Origin of the sequence: Dysgonomonas sp. HGC4, from assembly GCF_001261715.1 — a bacterium.
Taxonomy (GTDB): Bacteria; Bacteroidota; Bacteroidia; order Bacteroidales; family Dysgonomonadaceae; genus Dysgonomonas_A.
The window spans coordinates 1-17196 of the sequence record NZ_CVRU01000029.1 but is presented as its reverse complement, the minus strand read 5'-3'; the positions used below and the strand labels follow the sequence as shown (position 1 = coordinate 17196).

Annotated in this window: 12 protein-coding genes and 1 riboswitch; of the genes, 11 read left to right on the top strand and 1 reads right to left on the bottom strand. The window is 35.0% G+C overall.

Features of this window, described 5'->3' with window-relative positions; genetic code table 11:
* Nucleotides 1-13: 13 nt before the first annotated feature.
* The 10 genes from HGC4_RS02985 (at nucleotide 14) to HGC4_RS02940 (ending at nucleotide 15073) form a co-directional block, all read left to right on the top strand.
* On the top strand, nucleotides 14-1951 hold the full coding sequence (locus HGC4_RS02985) for an NAD(+) synthase (RefSeq protein WP_050708656.1): 1938 nt from the start codon (nucleotides 14-16) through the stop codon (nucleotides 1949-1951).
* A gap of 112 nt (nucleotides 1952-2063) precedes the next feature.
* A complete protein-coding gene (locus HGC4_RS02980; protein WP_050708634.1) occupies nucleotides 2064-3473 on the top strand; it encodes an OmpP1/FadL family transporter in 1410 nt (469 codons plus the stop codon).
* 259 nt (nucleotides 3474-3732) lie between these two features.
* A complete protein-coding gene (locus HGC4_RS02975) occupies nucleotides 3733-5142 on the top strand; it encodes an SGNH/GDSL hydrolase family protein (protein WP_050708633.1) in 1410 nt (469 codons plus the stop codon).
* Between the two features lie 34 nt (nucleotides 5143-5176).
* Nucleotides 5177-6595 (top strand): LysM peptidoglycan-binding domain-containing protein, encoded by a 1419-nt coding sequence (locus HGC4_RS02970; protein WP_157258088.1) that lies wholly within the window; start codon nucleotides 5177-5179, stop codon nucleotides 6593-6595.
* Nucleotides 6596-6792: 197 nt separating this feature from the next.
* Entirely contained in the window at nucleotides 6793-8097 is a 1305-nt protein-coding gene (locus tag HGC4_RS02965; protein ID WP_373419303.1) for an MBOAT family O-acyltransferase, read from the top strand.
* Between the two features lie 34 nt (nucleotides 8098-8131).
* A riboswitch (cobalamin riboswitch) is annotated at nucleotides 8132-8293 on the top strand.
* Between the two features lie 136 nt (nucleotides 8294-8429).
* Nucleotides 8430-10406, top strand: coding sequence for a TonB-dependent receptor plug domain-containing protein (locus HGC4_RS02960; protein WP_050708631.1), 1977 nt, complete (start codon nucleotides 8430-8432; stop codon nucleotides 10404-10406).
* Between the two features lie 41 nt (nucleotides 10407-10447).
* Nucleotides 10448-11539, top strand: a complete 1092-nt coding sequence (locus HGC4_RS02955) for a YncE family protein (RefSeq protein WP_157258086.1) — start codon at nucleotides 10448-10450, stop codon at nucleotides 11537-11539.
* A 66-nt stretch (nucleotides 11540-11605) separates the two neighbouring features.
* Nucleotides 11606-12736, top strand: a complete 1131-nt coding sequence (locus HGC4_RS02950) for an ABC transporter substrate-binding protein (protein WP_050708629.1) — start codon at nucleotides 11606-11608, stop codon at nucleotides 12734-12736.
* Between the two features lie 168 nt (nucleotides 12737-12904).
* Nucleotides 12905-13942 (top strand): iron ABC transporter permease, encoded by a 1038-nt coding sequence (locus HGC4_RS02945; RefSeq protein ID WP_050708654.1) that lies wholly within the window; start codon nucleotides 12905-12907, stop codon nucleotides 13940-13942.
* Nucleotides 13943-14068: 126 nt separating this feature from the next.
* Nucleotides 14069-15073: an ABC transporter ATP-binding protein gene (locus HGC4_RS02940; RefSeq protein WP_050708628.1), complete on the top strand. Its 1005-nt coding sequence runs from the start codon at nucleotides 14069-14071 to the stop codon at nucleotides 15071-15073.
* Between the two features lie 299 nt (nucleotides 15074-15372).
* Here the strand turns inward: HGC4_RS02940 and HGC4_RS02935 are convergent, their stop codons facing one another.
* Nucleotides 15373-15633, bottom strand: coding sequence for a type B 50S ribosomal protein L31 (locus HGC4_RS02935; protein WP_050708627.1), 261 nt, complete (start codon nucleotides 15631-15633; stop codon nucleotides 15373-15375).
* Nucleotides 15634-15867: 234 nt separating this feature from the next.
* Here HGC4_RS02935 and HGC4_RS02930 point away from each other — a divergent pair, with 234 nt between their 5' ends.
* Nucleotides 15868-17037: a lactonase family protein gene (locus HGC4_RS02930; RefSeq protein ID WP_050708626.1), complete on the top strand. Its 1170-nt coding sequence runs from the start codon at nucleotides 15868-15870 to the stop codon at nucleotides 17035-17037.
* Nucleotides 17038-17196 lie beyond the last annotated feature (159 nt).

The following is a 17196-nucleotide window of genomic DNA, read 5'->3' as shown; positions in this document are numbered from 1 at the left end:
TTAATTGGCAATGATGAATAATTATGGGTTTGTAAGAGTGGCCGCAGCTTCACCTCGATTGAAGGTTGCAGATTGTGATTTTAATACAGAGGAAATATTAAAGGTTGTGGCTGATGCTGAAAAGCAAGGCGTTTCTGCTATTGTATTTCCCGAAATGTGTATAACCTCTTACACTGCTCAGGATTTATTAAATCAAAGTTTACTTCTAGATGAGGCTATAAATTCTCTGGAAAAAATTCGTTTAGTAAGTGAACAGTCTTCTATAATTATCATTGTAGGAATGCCTCTTCAAATTTGCAATAGACTATATAATGTAGGTGTTGTTATCAATGGGGGGAGTATTTTAGGTGTTGTACCTAAAACTTTTCTGCCTAATTATAATGAGTTTTACGATAAGCGTTGGTTTTCTTCTCCCCGTGAACTAACTCAAAGTAATATTGAATTGTGTGGGCAAAATATTCCAGTAGGCACTGATCTGATATTTCGTACCTCGGATTTTAGTTTTGCAATTGAAATATGTGAAGATCTTTGGACACCTCTTCCTCCATCAAGTGTACATACCTTATATGGAGCTGAAATAATATTTAATCTCTCGGCTAGTAATGAAACAATCGGTAAGCACTCTTATCGTAAATCACTTATAAGTCAACAATCAGCCCGTTGTATTGCAGGATATGTGTATGCGGCTGCCGGAAACGGAGAGTCTACAACGGATATTGTGTTTGCTGGTAGTAGTATGATTGCCGAAAATGGCTCAATTTTGGCGGAGACACAACGATTCTCATTTGATAGCGAATTTTGTGTAACAGAAATAGATGTTGACCGTTTAAGAAATGACCGTTTAAAAAATAAATCATTCTCAATATCAGAATATAAAAATCTGGATGAGGTAAAATATCGAATCGTTAAGGTCGGTAATTCTAAAATTGATTCTGAATTTTCACTGACAAGATTGATTAATAAAACTCCATTTGTGCCATCACCATTGAATCTTGATGACCGATGTTCTGAGATTTTTGCTATACAAGTCGGTGGGCTGGCTAAGCGTTTGCTACATACCAATTGCCAAACTATGGTAGTAGGGGTGTCTGGTGGACTCGACTCAACTTTGGCTTTATTGGTTATGGTGAAGGCTTTTGATAAACTGAATATTTCGCGTAAAAACATATATGGCATTACAATGCCCGGTTTTGGTACTACTGATCGTACCTATAATAATGCCCTAGACTTAATGAAATCGTTAGGTGTGACCATTAAAGAAATATCAATAAAGGATGCAGTGATTCAGCATTTCAAAGATATAGATCATGATGAAAATGTTCACGATATAACTTATGAAAATTCGCAAGCTCGCGAGCGTACACAGATATTAATGGACTATGCCAATAAGGTAAATGGTTTGGTAATAGGTACGGGAGACCTTTCGGAATTGGCATTGGGGTGGTGTACTTACAATGGAGACCATATGTCGATGTATGCCGTTAATACGGGTATTCCTAAAACGTTGGTGAAAACTCTTGTACGATGGATTTCGGATACACAATTAGATTCTGGTTCTCAACACATACTTTTAGATATTTTGGATACGCCTGTTAGTCCTGAATTGTTACCGGCAGGAAAGGACGGCAAAATATCACAAATAACAGAAGATACAGTAGGACCTTATGTATTGCATGATTTTTTCTTATATAATATGCTTCGATTTGGCTATGAACCACGCAAAATATACTTTTTAGCACAGAAGGCATTTAAGGAGGATTATGAGAAAGAAGAGATTCTTAAATGGCTTAAAGTGTTTTACCGCAGATTCTTTTCACAGCAATTTAAGCGTTCATGTATTCCCGATGGACCAAAAGTCGGTTCTATAAATCTTTCACCTCGTGGCGATTGGCGTATGGCAAGTGATGCTTCAGGTGTTATCTGGTTGAAACAATTGGACGCACTGCAATAGTTGTGTATGCAATAATAATATTGATTATCAGGTGGTTAAATTGTTATAGTTTCTTTTGAAACTAAAATTAATATTAATACATTTGCTGCCCAATTTCAATTTTAAAGAATTCATGAATAAATCAAAATTGGTAGCCATTGCTGCCCTTTGTATGTCTTCTTCTGCATTGTTTGCAGGAGGTTTACTTACTAATACCAATCAAAGTGTGCATTTTCTTAGAAATCCGGCGCGTGATGCTTCTACCGAGATTGATGCTGTTTACACGAATCCGGCAGGTTTAGTAAAACTTACTGATGGATTCCATTTTTCTTTCAATAATCAGAGTGCATTTCAAACACGAACTATAACTTCTACTTCTCCTATATTCTTGATGAATGGTGGATTAGAGACAAAAACCTTTGAAGGTAAGGCTTCAGTACCATTTATTCCAAGCTTACAAGGTGCTTATAAAAAAGGTAAATGGGTTTTATCTGGGTCTGTCGCTATATCAGGTGGTGGAGGTAAAGCTACTTTTAATAATGGGCTACCTTCTTTCGAAGCTCTTGCAGGAACTAGTGCTGCATTAGTAAATCAGACTCAAGCTCTTACAGGATATACTGCCAACAGATATGAGGTAAACCAACACATGAAGGGTTCTAATATGATTATTGGAGGTCAATTGGGTGGAACTTACGAGATTAACGAAATGTTTTCTGCTTACGCAGGTTTCAGATTGAATGTTGTAAGAAATTCGTATGAGGGATATTTGAGAGGATTAAAATTAAACCTAACTCAAGTGGGTTCCGATTATTCTCAGAATATGGTGTATGCTGCTCCACTTTTGGAGCAAATAGCTGCGGGTGCAGCTGCTGACCCAGCTAAACAACAACAAATACTTTTAATGGCTAAAGCTTCTAGCAGCGAAGGTGCTATGTTAGAAAGTTCGCAAAGCGGTTGGGGAGTAGCTCCTATTATCGGTTTCAATTTTAATTACCAAGATAGATTAAACATTGGTGTTAAGTACGAATTTAAGACTTCACTTGATGTAGAAAATAATACAAAAAGAGACGATACAGGTATGTTTGGAGATGGAGTAAATACAGCTCACGATATTCCTGCCTTGCTGACTATTGGAGCTTCTTATAAAGTTACCGAAAAACTAATGGCTAGTGTTGGTTATCATAGATTCTTTGACTCTGATGCCAAAATGGATGGAGATAAGCAAAAAGACGCAGGTGCAACTAATGAATATTTAGCAGGTGTAGAATATCAAATTGATAGAATGTTTCTTGTTAGTGCCGGTGGACAAATCACACGCTATGGTGTGGGTGATGTTTTCCAAAGAGACTTAAGCTTCTCTTGCGATTCATACTCTTTAGGTCTAGGAGGTGCTGTGAATGTTTCTCCATCAGTGAGAATAAATGTAGGTTATTTCTGGACAACTTATTCAGATTATACAAAAGTACCAGGAGGAGGTACATCTAAGGATGTATTCTCAAGAACTAATAAAGTTTTTGGAGCGGGAGTTGACTTCTCATTCTAATAAATATATTTGACAAATTACGTGATAAAAAACTGCCGCAAGGCAGTTTTTTTGTTATATATAGTATCTGAAGTTTCAATAAAGTAACTAGCTTTGCAGCGCATTTTTAAACACACCGTAATATTGACGTATTAGGTTCTCGGTTTCTGGTTAATAGACTAGAAATTTTGGGCTAATTTTTTATAAAATGTCTGATTATAATAACCACTGATTATGTGGTTTACTAAGCAATAAACGGATTTTCGACCTAAATTAGGGTATGGAGGATAAAGCTAAAAATTATTTTTTCAAGTCGTTTTTGACTATAGTTATTGCTATAGGGGTATTTTGGGGGTTGAAGCAAGTTCTTCCTGCCAGATTATTTCCTGAAAGTACAGGTACAACACCGGGAATAGTTATTGATAGTTTGGCTTTAGATGCTATGTCTAATGATTCGATATTAATAGCAGATGTTGACTCTCTGGCGAATGATACGTTAATTAATAGAATTGATATAGATGCTTCGGAAAATAGCGAAGGCATTGGTAATCTCATAAACTTCTATGAGAAATTATATGAACTAGAAAACTCGGGTAAAGGTAAAGTTCGTATAGCTTACTTCGGAGACTCAATGAATGATGGTGACTTGATTGTGCAGGATATACGTAGCTCATATCAAAATGCTTATGGAGGTAAAGGTGTTGGCTTTGTAGGGGTAACCTCTCTTTCGGCTTCAGCCAGATACTCAGTTACACATCAATATTCAAATAATTGGGAGACTCAATCGTTCTTAAATGTAAAGAAGCCGAAGAGAGCATTTGGGGTAGACGGGCAAGTCTCTTTTGCACCTAGAGGTTCTCAAACATGGGTCAGATATGCTGCTAATGATGTGGTAAACTCAACTTTACTTTATAATCCAACTTTGTTTTATGGAAGCTCTTCCAATCATAATGCTTCTGTTAATGTTGCTTTGGGTAAGGATTCGTCTATACGTCACGAATTGGTTGCCGACAAATTATTGAATACTCTTAAACTCTCGTCTACTTCTAAAACGCTGAAAGCTACTTTCGAAAAGGCTGATTCTATACCTTTTTATGGAGTTAATTTTGACGATGGTATAGGCGTTCATGTAGATAATTTTTCTTTACGAGGAAATTCAGGGTTACCACTGTCTCTATTTAATAGAGATTTGATGAACGCATTGGATAAGGTTCTAAATTATGATCTGATAGTTCTACAATATGGTACAAATGTTTTAGGATATGGTACTACCGATTATAGTTGGTACGAATCTAAAATGGCAGGTGTGGTTAATCACTTGCAGCAATGCTTTCCTAATGCAAGTATTTTAATAATATCGACAGGAGACAGAGCTGTGAAAACAGATATGGAAATGAAAACTGATAAGGCGGTAGAACCTTTGGTAAAACATCAGAGATTGTATGCCGAGAGTACTCATTCGGGCTTTATAAATCTATATACATTGATGGGTGGATATGGCTCTATGATAAAATGGGTACAAGAAAGTCCTTCTTTGGCTAATAAAGATTATACTCACTTCAATCAAAAGGGAGCAAAGAAAATAGGTGGACTTATTTATAATGAACTGGATAAGGGGTATATTCAATATAAAAGATTAAGAGAATCAGGGCAAATTGCAGCCCGAACTAAACATACTGATGATTTATAAAAGAACAATAACATTCTTATTTTTTCTGTGTTTAATGTCTTCCGCTATATATTCGAAAGATAGTAAGGACGTTGTATCTTCAGATTTCAAGAATGTGAAGTTGTTGGAACCTTTATTTGATAAGTTATATCAATTGGAGAAGAATCAAAAGGGAAAAGTGAATATTGTACATATTGGCGATTCGCATGTGCAGGCTGATATGTTTACAAACGTAATTCGTCAAATTTTACAAACTAAGTTTGGCAATGGGGGATATGGATTTTCCTTTCCTTATAGTTTGGCTAAAACAAATGGTACGAGCTATATAAAATATACTTCCAATACTTTATGGGAGAGTCGTCGCAATATATATCCGGTGACAGATGTTTCAGTAGGTTTAAGTGGAATAGGACTCTATGCGAATAGTTCTGATTTTGAAATAAATATAGATGCTAACCCTTTATATACATTCAATAAGATAAAGCTATTGTATCCAACTAAAACATCTTGTTTTAAAATCGTTTTGCCCAATAGTGACTATAAAACTGTATCGGAAGAGGTTGTTGTTAAGCCCCAAATAGAAAGCAAAAAGGCTGAGGGGTCAAAAGTAAACTATACTCTACATAAAGTAGAAAGTAAAGAGACTTTGTATAGAATATCTCAAAATTATGGTATTTCGGTGGAGAAATTAAAGGAAATAAATAATTTGGGCTCAAATACGATTCGTGTGGGGATGGACTTAAAAATACCCAATAAGCAGGAGTTGGCAGAGCCTGAGCCTAAAGTGGCTATGATCCCCAAAATTGTAAAAGAGGAGGAGAAAAGCGAGAATGAACCAAAGATTATTCTTTCTAAAGAAAAGCCTTACGAATCGGAATTTATTCTGCCTATGTCATCTAATCAGGTGACTATTTTACCATGTAATAAGCAGTCCGAATATAATTTAAGTGGGGTAGTGTTAGAAAACGACAGACCAGGTGTTATATATCATACCATAGGAGTAAATGGAACAAAGGTCTCAGATTACAATAAATATCCATTGTTTTTTGAGCAACTTCCTTCTTTAGGAGCAGATTTAATTGTTATTTCTTTAGGAACAAATGAGGCTTTTAATAAATGGACAACACCCTATTATGTTTCACAAATGCAAGAGTTTATAGATAAGATAAAGAAAAATAATCCAAAGTCTATAATCTTATTAATGACACCTCCGCCTTCATTGTTTAAAAGAAGAACTCCTAATACTTTTGTAGAAGGATATGGAGAGGCTATGAAAGGATTGAAAGGCTGTGTAGTATGGGATTTGTTGAATAAGTTGGGCGGCGTACAAGCTCCTCTTACTAAATGTTTTGCTCCATTGATGGCTAAAGATAAAGTGCACTATACAAGAGAAGGATATGAAAAGCAGGGAGTGCTTTTCACTACTGACTTTTTGACTGCTTATGATAACTATGTAAAAAGTAGAACTAATTGAAAACTGTGTTAACTAACTTAGAATCTTATTTCTCTATAACTACAGATCAAATACGATCTTGGTTTGAGTATGACCCAAGCAACCCGCTTTTATTTAGCTCGAGTTTGTTTCTTGGATTCTTTTTGGCTTTTTATTTAGTGTATATATTGACTCGGAAATATGCACATTTTCGGACAGTATATGTTTTACTCTTTTCTATGTTTTTCTACTATAAGGCAGGAGGCGAGTATTTCATATTATTGATACTGTCGGCTCTCATTAATTATATACTGTCTGAAGTAATGGACTTATCTACAAAGAAGTCAGTCCGAAAAATAGTGCTTACAGTTACAATAGTTCTCAATCTGTTAGTGTTGGCGTATTTCAAATACATGAATTTCTTTATTGGGAATTTAAACAGCCTATTTCACGAGAATTTTCAACTTCAACATATCATTCTACCTGTTGGTATATCATTCTTTACATTTCAGGCAATAAGCTACTCTGTGGATTTGTATCGGAGGGAACTTAAGCCGGCTAAGAATGTTCTGGATTTTGCTTTTTATCTCTCTTTCTTTCCTCAATTGGTTGCTGGACCTATTGTGAGAGCTAAGGAATTTCTTCCGCAGATGTATCGTGAGATAAATTTGTCGAAGAAAGAAGCAGGTCTAGCTTTATTTTTGATTATTACGGGTTTGATTAAAAAGTCTGTTATATCCGATTATATATCTCTGAATTTTGTAGACCGTATTTTTGATAGTCCTCTAAGCTATACACCATTCGAAACATTAATGGCTACTTATGGTTATGCTTTACAGATCTATTGTGATTTTTCGGGTTACTCTGATATGGCTATCGGTATAGCATTATTAATGGGATTTAAACTTCCTGAGAACTTTCGTACACCTTATAAATCGGTTTCGGTGACTGAGTTTTGGCGTAGATGGCATATTTCTTTGTCGTCTTGGTTGAGAGATTATTTGTATATTCCATTAGGAGGAAACAGAAAAGGACGATTCCGCACATATTTCAATCTATTTTTAACGATGCTTATTGGAGGTCTTTGGCATGGTGCGGCATGGAAATATATTGCATGGGGTGCATTACATGGCGGAGCACTTGCTGTTGAGCGTTTATTCAGGCAGTTTGTAAAACTTCCCGAAAAGAATATATTTGTTAATCTGATTTGCGGAATTATCACTTTCCATTTTGTAGCATTTTGTTGGATATTCTTTAAAGCCAACGATTTTGAAGTTGCCACAGCAGTTATAAGTAATATTAGCCGACTCGAATATAATCCCGAGGCATGGCTCATGGTAATCCAAGGATACCGAAATGTATTTATACTAATATTTATAGGTTTCATTTTACATTTCACACCTAAGCGTGTGAGTGATATGGTTGAAATGGGCTTCCTTAAGTTACCGTATATTGGACGTGCTATTATTGTAGGTGGCGTATTCTGGTTGGTATATGCAACTGCATCTAGTGGAACGCAACCATTCATCTACTTCCAATTTTAACAATTTTGTTTGGATGAATTAGGTTTTATAACATATCTTTGCACCGTTGTCTTGCTCCTATTAGTAATAAATATTTAAGAAGGATGCAAAAAGGGTAATCAGGTGAAAGACCTGGACAGACTCGCTACTGTAAGCATTCTATTTGTAAATGAATAGAATGTAAGTCAGAAAACCTGCAAGACGACAAAAAGTGATACTAAACAGCTTTCGAGAAATAGAGCTGAAGATCAAAAACTGTCGATTCATTCTTCTTTAGAATATTTCCAATGTAATTTCTTCACAATATTTTGTCCGAAAGCTAAATCTATTATTGATTTATAGGCTTTCAGTATATGAAGTATTCTTGTTTTCTCCTTATATTTCTTATTTCTCAGTTCTGCTTCTTCGAAGTAGATGCTCAGAATAAAGATTCCATAAAAATTCAGCATATCAATGAGGTAACTGTAACTGCACAGGTATTACCTTCGGTTTCGCGTGCTGCCTCGCCTCTTCAAGTTATGACTTTTGCCGATTTAGAGCGTATTGGTGTGCAATCAATCTCTGATGCTGTAAGACGATTTGCGGGAGTAATGGTGAAGGATTATGGTGGAATAGGTGGTTTGAAAACTGTTTCAGTAAGGGGTTTAGGTGATCAGCATACTGCTGTATTATATGACGGAATAGCTTTTAGCAATTCTCAATCAGGGGCAACTGATATAGGGCGTTTCTCTTTTGAAAATATATCTTTTATATCACTCAATATTGGACAGGCTGACGATATATTTCAATCGGCAAAGGCTTTTGCTTCTGCGGGAACTCTGAATATTAAAACGGCAAAACCTCAATTTGGGGATAAAAAGTATAAAGGGCAGGTTCTTCTTCATGGAGGATCATGGGGTATGTTTAGTCCGGCAATCGTTCAATCTTACAAAATATCGTCCGCATGGGCTACTACATTTAATGGAAGTTGGCAAAGAGCTGATGGAAATTATCCTTTTAAGTTTAACACTGGAGAAAAAACAGAACGTCGTAATCGGAATAACTCAGATGTTGATATCTGGCAAGGCGAATTAAATGTATACGGTGATCTGAAAAGTGGTGGGACGCTTCAACTGAAAGCATTCTATCTTGATTCGAAAAGAGGAATTCCCGGAGCTGTGATATCTGGTAATATAGAAGCCAATGAAAGACTGTGGAATAAAGATTTCTTTACACAAGTAAATTACGAGAAAAAAATCAACTCGAAATTTTCGCTACAAGGATTAGGAAAGTATTCCAGATTGTATAGTAAATATTTGGATGTTGATGCTATATATGATAACGGATTTATTATTGATAAATATACTCAGGTTGAATACTATGGTTCTGCATCGGCATTGTATCAGCCTACTGATATTTTTTCTGTATCATTGGCGCAAGACTATGCTTATAATAAACTAACCTCCAATTTTGTAAAACAACAATATCCATCGCGAGGAACTTCATTAACGGCTTTGAATGCACAGGTTAAAACCAACCGATTGACTGCTACTGCCGGTATATTAGGAACATACATTGGCGAGAACGTGAAGCAGGGAGACCGCCCTAAAGATAAAACGCGATTGTCGCCGGCATTCAGTCTATTGTATAATCCTTTTGACATAGGTTTGAGATTCAGAGCTTCTTATAAGGATATATACCGTGCCCCAACATTTAATGAAATGTATTATTTCCGTATGGGAAATACAGCATTACGTCCTGAGATTTCAAAACAATATAATATAGGAAGTACATTTTATCGATCTGTGAGCGAAAAGTATAGTTTGCTTAATATTTCGGTTGATGCCTATTTAAATAAAGTAAGAGATAAGATTGTAATATTTGCGGCAGCTCCTCAGGTTCTGAAAATGACGAATCTCGATAATGTAACTATATATGGGGTTGATGTTTCTACAACATCGGAGATTGACCTGTCATCTTCATTAAAGTTAATAGCTATTGGTGCATATAGTTATCAATCGAGTGAAAATGATGATACTAAAAAGCAAATTCCTTATACACCCGAGCATAGTGGGTCGGGGTCGATAAGTTTCGAAAATCCTTGGGTAAATATTACTTATAGTTTTGTTGCCAGTGGTAAGGTCTATTCTAAACTGGATCATACAAAATCAACGCGAATAGATGCTTATAGCGATCATTCGGTATCAGTAAATAAGACTTTTTTATTAAAGCAGACCAAGCTAAGGTTACAGGCTGAAGCACTGAATCTGTCAAATAAAAATTATGAAATAATACAGGGATATCCTATGCCGGGTAGGTCTTTTAGAATATTGGCGGCATTTACATTATAAAAATTATTAGAGAGTACTCATTTTAAACTAAATATATAATTATGAATTATAAAAATCTTTTGTTTAGAAGCATGCTTCTAACATTGTCTACATTGTTTCTTGCTTCTTGTTCTAGTGATGATGAAGTTGATTATGATGTGTGGACTCCACCTTTATCTTCTACTCAGGGTGCATTTATTTTGAATAGCGGTAATCAAGGCTCTAATAATGCGTCTCTAGCATTTTATGATAAAGAGACAAAAAAATGTAATCCAACAGTATTCCAGTCATTAAACAATGGTCTTGAATTGGGCGATACTGCACAAGATCTTATTGTTTCTGGAGATTCTATTTATATTGCAATGTATGGTTCGGGGCTTATTTATGTGACCAATATACAAGGTAAATTAGTAAAAAAGATTGTTTCGGAAAGAGATGGTAAGGCTCAAAAACCAAGAAATTTTGCTTCTGATAACAAGTATGTATATGTTACTTATTTCGATGGTTATGTTGCTCGTATTGAACGTAAAACATTATTGGTAGATGCAACTCAGGTTAAAGTTGGTAATAATCCGGAAAATCTAAAGATTGCCAATAATAAAATTTATGTAGCAAATTCGGGAGGAATGAACTATCCTAATTATGATAAAACTGTATCAGTTATCGATATTGCTACTTTTTCGAAGGTTAAAGATATTGAGGTTGTTTTAAACCCTACTACACTTGAGATTGACAGAAGAGGAAATGTATATGTTATCTCTATGGGTAATTATGGTGATGTACCTAATACTCTTCAACGCATTAATCCTAATTATTCGGTTGATTCGTTAGGAAACTCAACGTTGATGAAAATCAACCCAACTGGAGATAGATTATATACTATTTATGCCCAATACGGAGCTCCAACAGTAGATTATAAAGTATATCATATTTATGATCAAAAATATGTGGATGGAAGCTTTGTAAACAGTGATGTTAAATTCTCAGCGAGTCCATCTACTTTGGATTTTGATCCTGCAACAAAAGAAATCTATATCGGAACTTCTGATTATAGAACTAATGCTGAAATGTACATAATTTCGACCACAGGTAAATTAGTTAGCCATTTCAACACAGGTGGTCTTAATCCTGCTGGTGCCTTTTTTATTAAATAAGAGTATTGTGTTAAATACAAAAGGTCGTTATAGAATATATAACGACCTTAATTTACTTTAAAGGTAATGAGAAAAAATTATTTGTTTTTACTTCTGGTATTTCTTATCACTTCTTGTTCAGGAAATAAACAATCGGCTGAGGTTGAGGGGAATGTTGTAGATACAGTTTATACAGTACAATATGCCAAAGGTTTTACTGTGAAAAAATATGCTGATTATAAAGAGGTAACAGTTGTAGATCCTTGGGATTCTACAAAAATTTTGCAACGATATATTTTGGTAGATAAAACCAAAAGCTTGCCTGCTAACTTACCTAAGGGTACACTTATAAGAACTCCATTGAAAAGCATAGTTGCTTATTCAACAATTCATTGTGCAACACTTAACGAATTAGGTGTTCTAGCTACCGTAAAAGGTGTTTGTGAGCCAAGTTATATTGATATTGACTATATTCAAGAAGGTGTAAAAAATGGAACTATCGCCGATTTAGGTCAGGCTGCAAATCCAATAATCGAGAAAATAGTAGATGTTGATCCCGAAGCTATTTTCGCTACACCAATACAAGGGCGTACCTATGGGAGTATTGATAAAGCAGGTATACCTGTAATAGAAACCCCCGATTATATGGAGCCTTTGCCATTGGGGCGTGCTGAATGGATTAGATTCTACTCTTTATTTTTTGATAACGAATCGCAAGCTGACTCTCTGTTCAATATAACGGTGAATAATTACAATACAATTAAAGAAAAGATGGTATCGGTTAAAGAAAAGCCGTCTGTATTTATTGATTTAATGTATGGTAATGTATGGTATATATCAGGAGGAGGCAGTTTCATATCGAGAATGTTAAGTGATGCAGGGGCTAACTATGTATGGTCGGATAACGATAAAGTTGCTTCAACGCCTTTAGCTTTCGAGGAGATTTTGGATAAAGCAGGAGATGCTCAATTTTGGCTGATAAAGTATAATCATCCGACTGATTTAACGTATACTTCGTTAGAAAAAGAATACAAGCCATATTCGTACTTCTCAGCATTTAAGAATCGTAATATTTACGGGTGTAATGCGGCAGAGAAATCTTATTATGAGGATCTTCCAATACATCCTGATTATATCTTACAAGACTTTGCGTATATTTTCCATCCGGATCTTTTTCCGGACTACACTCCTCGCTATTATAGTAAGATGAAAGAGTGAATTTGTAAGTGTAAGTGTTAGATGTCTTCTTCGAGAAATCATAATGATTGGTTGTTTTCCTTAGGTCGACAATAGGTAGGTCTAAGACTTTACTTTAAAAGAGTATTACTATATTTGTTTAAGCAAAAGGTTTTGATTTACCTTTGGATATAAATAGAACTGTTGAAATTGAAAAATAACCATTTCGTAAGTTATATACTGCTACTTATAGTTGCGATTGTCATTGTATTCTTTGCAAATCTGTTTGTAGGATCTGTAAAGATTCCATTTCAGGCAATTATTGATATTTTGACAGGTGGTGAAGCTGTAAAAAAATCTTGGGAACATATTATTCTCGAAGTGCGGCTGCCTCAGGCTATAACGGCTTTATTTACAGGAGGAGGAATAGCTGTTGCAGGTTTATTGCTACAAACTGCATTTCGTAACCCTCTAGCCGATGCAGGTATTCTGGGTATCAGTGCAGGTGCAGGGCTTGGTGTTGCTATTGTTATACTTCTGTTTGGTGGTATAATAGGTAATAATGTAGGCTTTGATCTTTCTATATCGATGACTGTTGTTGCAGGTGCATTTGTGGGTGCAGCTCTTATCCTGCTTATTATTATTGGTTTTGCTTCCATCGTAAAGAATAATATAATGTTGTTAATCATTGGTATCATGGTTGGCTACCTAACATCTTCGGTTATTTCTTTACTAAAATACTGGAGTACGAGTGAGCAGGTATTCTCATATATGATCTGGGGGATGGGGGATTTCTCAGGAGTATCTATGGAACAACTTCCCTTTTATTGTATAACGGTATCAATCGGATTAATATTAGCTGTAGTATTGGTGAAGCCGCTAAATGCTTTGTTGCTAGGTGATAGATATGCTGCTAATTTGGGGGTTAATATAAAGAAAGTACGCTTTCTCTTATTACTATGTGCTGGTATATTGACTGCTGTAACTACTGCTTATTGTGGTCCTATCTCTTTTATAGGGCTGGCTGTACCTCATATCGCTCGGCTTATGCTGGGAACATCCAATCATAAATCGTTATTACCCGTGACTATTCTTATAGGGACATTTATGGCTTTGCTATGTAATCTGATTAGTGTAATTCCAGGTTCAGCAGGATTAATTCCATTGAACGCAATTACTCCTATTTTTGGAGCTCCTGTAATTATATATGTTATTGTAAATCAAAAGAAAATTCAGTATTTCAATTAAGGTTTCAGACTTTTTTTGTTGCTTTAGTAAGCCCAACAGTGATAGTCTGTTATAATTAGATACTTTCATTTATTTAAATAGCTACTAGCTAGTAAGCAAAAAATATAATTTGAAGTAAATATATCTGTGAATAAAGAACCTATTATATCAGCTCAAAATCTTAGTATCGGGTATCCTAAATCTCGTAACAGGAATACGTCTGTATTGTATGAAGATATGTCATTCAATCTTTATGCAGGAGAGTTAACCTGTTTATTGGGTTCTAATGGAGCTGGTAAGTCAACATTATTGCGTACGCTTACGGGGCTTCAACCCTCATTGAGAGGTGAAGTTAATTTACAGAATAAAGCTATCTCAAAGTATTCAGAACAGCAGTTATCTACATTGTTAGGGCTTGTATTGACGGATAAAACTGTTGTTGGGGGATTAACTGTTTCAGAACTTGTTGCACTAGGTAGGTACCCTTATACAGGCTTCTTCGGACGATTAACTAAAGAGGATCATCAGATTGTAGAAAAAGCAATGAATGATGTTTGTATTCTACATAAAAAGGATTCATACGTTGCTGAATTATCAGATGGGGAGCGTCAAAAGGTTATGATAGCAAAAGCTTTAGCGCAAGAGTGTCCTATTATTATATTAGACGAGCCTACTGCCTTTCTTGATATAGTTAACCGAATTGAGATTATGAACTTGTTGCATCTGATAGCAATAAAACAAAACAAGACTATTTTATTATCAACTCATGATATAGAGCTGGCTCTTACTCTGGCAGACCGTTTGTGGCTGTTGGCAAGGGATAAGGGTTTGAAATGTGGGGTGACGGAAGATATAGTATTATCTAATGCCATAAATGATTATATTGGAAATAGTACCATTATTTTTGATCAACAAACGGGACGATTTATTTCTGATCAAACTATCAATCAATCAATCTATTTAGACGCCCAAGGGGAACTGTATTATTGGACAAAGAATTTTTTATCAAGAAAGGGGTATTGTCTGACAGATAATCCTACAAGCGAACTTTCATTAAAATTGTTATCACCTACTCAGATATCAGTAGTTCGGAATAATCAAACAGAAGCTCTCTCATCCTTCGAGGAGCTCGATTCTTGGCTAAAAGGCTAATCCTATTTTATATAATATTTAAAATACTCTTTTAATTTAGTAGATTCTCTACAAATAGAAAGTATGTGCGGTGATTTCTCTTGTTTGTTTATGGAGGAAAGATCTCAGATATGACTATATAAGATTGTTAGAAAAAAAAGTTCGTGTAATACATTCTATTGTTACTCGTTTCCTGCAAGTTGAAATGAAATACTATACTATTTGTTTCTCTATTATTGATACGTACTAGTTTTTGATGAAAATAAAAAAGCACTCCGAAAATTCGGAATGCTTTAATGTATCATTATCTACAAGTAAAATTACTTTTTAACTTGTGTGCGTTTTGCGTAACGATTCATGAACTTATCAACACGTCCTGCAGTATCCACAAGTTTTTGTTTTCCTGTGTAGAAAGGGTGGGAAGAACTAGTGATCTCTAATTTGATTAGAGGATAAGTAACTCCGTCTACTTCAATGGTTTCTTTTGCATTGATTGTTGAACGAGAAATTATGATTTCATCGTTTGACATATCTTTGAAAACAACTGGACGGTAGTTTTCTGGATGAATTCCTTTTTTCATTGCTTATATTATTATTTTTTTAATTGTTCTCTTTTCGGTCTGCAAAGATAGACTTTTTTAAAGAATAAAAAAATATTACTGATCGAATTTTCTTATTAAAAAGGAGTTGGTCACATATTTTTATTCATTAAATTTGTTTATTCTATTTTTAGGGTTCAAAATTAAGGTTATAGCCTTTGTATGTTCTTTAAGAAAGGTGCTCGAATTTAATTGTATAAACAAATATATAAAACTATGCTAAAGAAAGTTGTAGCAGTATTTTCGTCTGTGTTTCTAATAATGGGATGCGGAAATAAAAATGCAAACAATAATACTGAAAATCAGTCTATGGATCAAGTTGAAAAAAGTGATGCGGAAATGTATATGTTAGTTGGTACATATACTTCAGGCGAAAGTAAAGGTATTTATGTCTATAAATTAGATACTGTAACAGGAACGTCTAAATATATAAGTGAAGTAAAGGTTGATAACCCCTCGTATTTGGTCTTGAGTCCATCTGAGAAGTTTGTCTATTCGGTAACCGAAGATGATGGTGTTGAAACATCTGCTGCTAATGCTTTTTCTTTTGATAAGCAAGATGGTAAGCTTACCTTTATCAATAAGCAATTAACTGGTGGAGGTGCTCCTTGTTACATAAATATAGACTCGGAAGGGAAACATGTTGTAACAGCTAATTATTCGGGGGGTAGTCTTACGTATTTTTCTGTAAACGAAAAAGGTGGCTTAGAAACAGCATCTCAGGTTATTAGTTTTGCAGGAAAAGGAGCAGATACTGAGCGTCAGAAACAGTCACATATTCACTGTGTGCAGTTTACTCCTGATGGAAAATTCTTATTTGCAAATGATCTAGGAACTGATAAGATCCATAAATTTAATGTAAATGAATCAGGAGATAATTTCTTATCAGTAGGTAATCCTGCTGCATTTACAGTTAAAGGAGGATCAGGGCCTCGTCATCTTAAGTTTCATCCAAACAATAAGTTTGCATATGTGATAACAGAATTGTCGGGGGATGTAATTGCTTTCGATTATAATGATGGTAATCTAAAGGAAATACAAACCATAAAAGCAGATACAGTTAATGCTAAAGGTAGTGGTGATATTGGTATAACTCCTAATGGCAAGTTCTTATATGCTTCTAATAGATTGAAAAATGATGGCTTAGCAATCTTTTCAATAAATGAAGCAGATGGTAAATTAACAAAGGTCGGATATCATACAACCGGAGTTCATCCGCGCAACTTTGCAATTACACCTAATGGTAGATTGTTATTAGTAGCTTGTCGTGACAATGATGTTATTCAGGTCTTTAAGATTGATGAGAATACGGGATTATTAGAAGATACAGGGCACGATATAAAGCTGGATATGCCAGTTTGTGTAAAGTTTGCCTCTATAGAATAAATTGTTGAGAATGAATTCTTAAAATTGATAGAGGAAGAGCTGAATGCTCTTCCTCTTATTTTTTAGATTCAATATCGTAATTTTTTTACTCTGCTAGCTTACAGGTCTTACTAATGAATTTTTGCTAAAAATAAATAATTTTACGATCTTAAATATTAT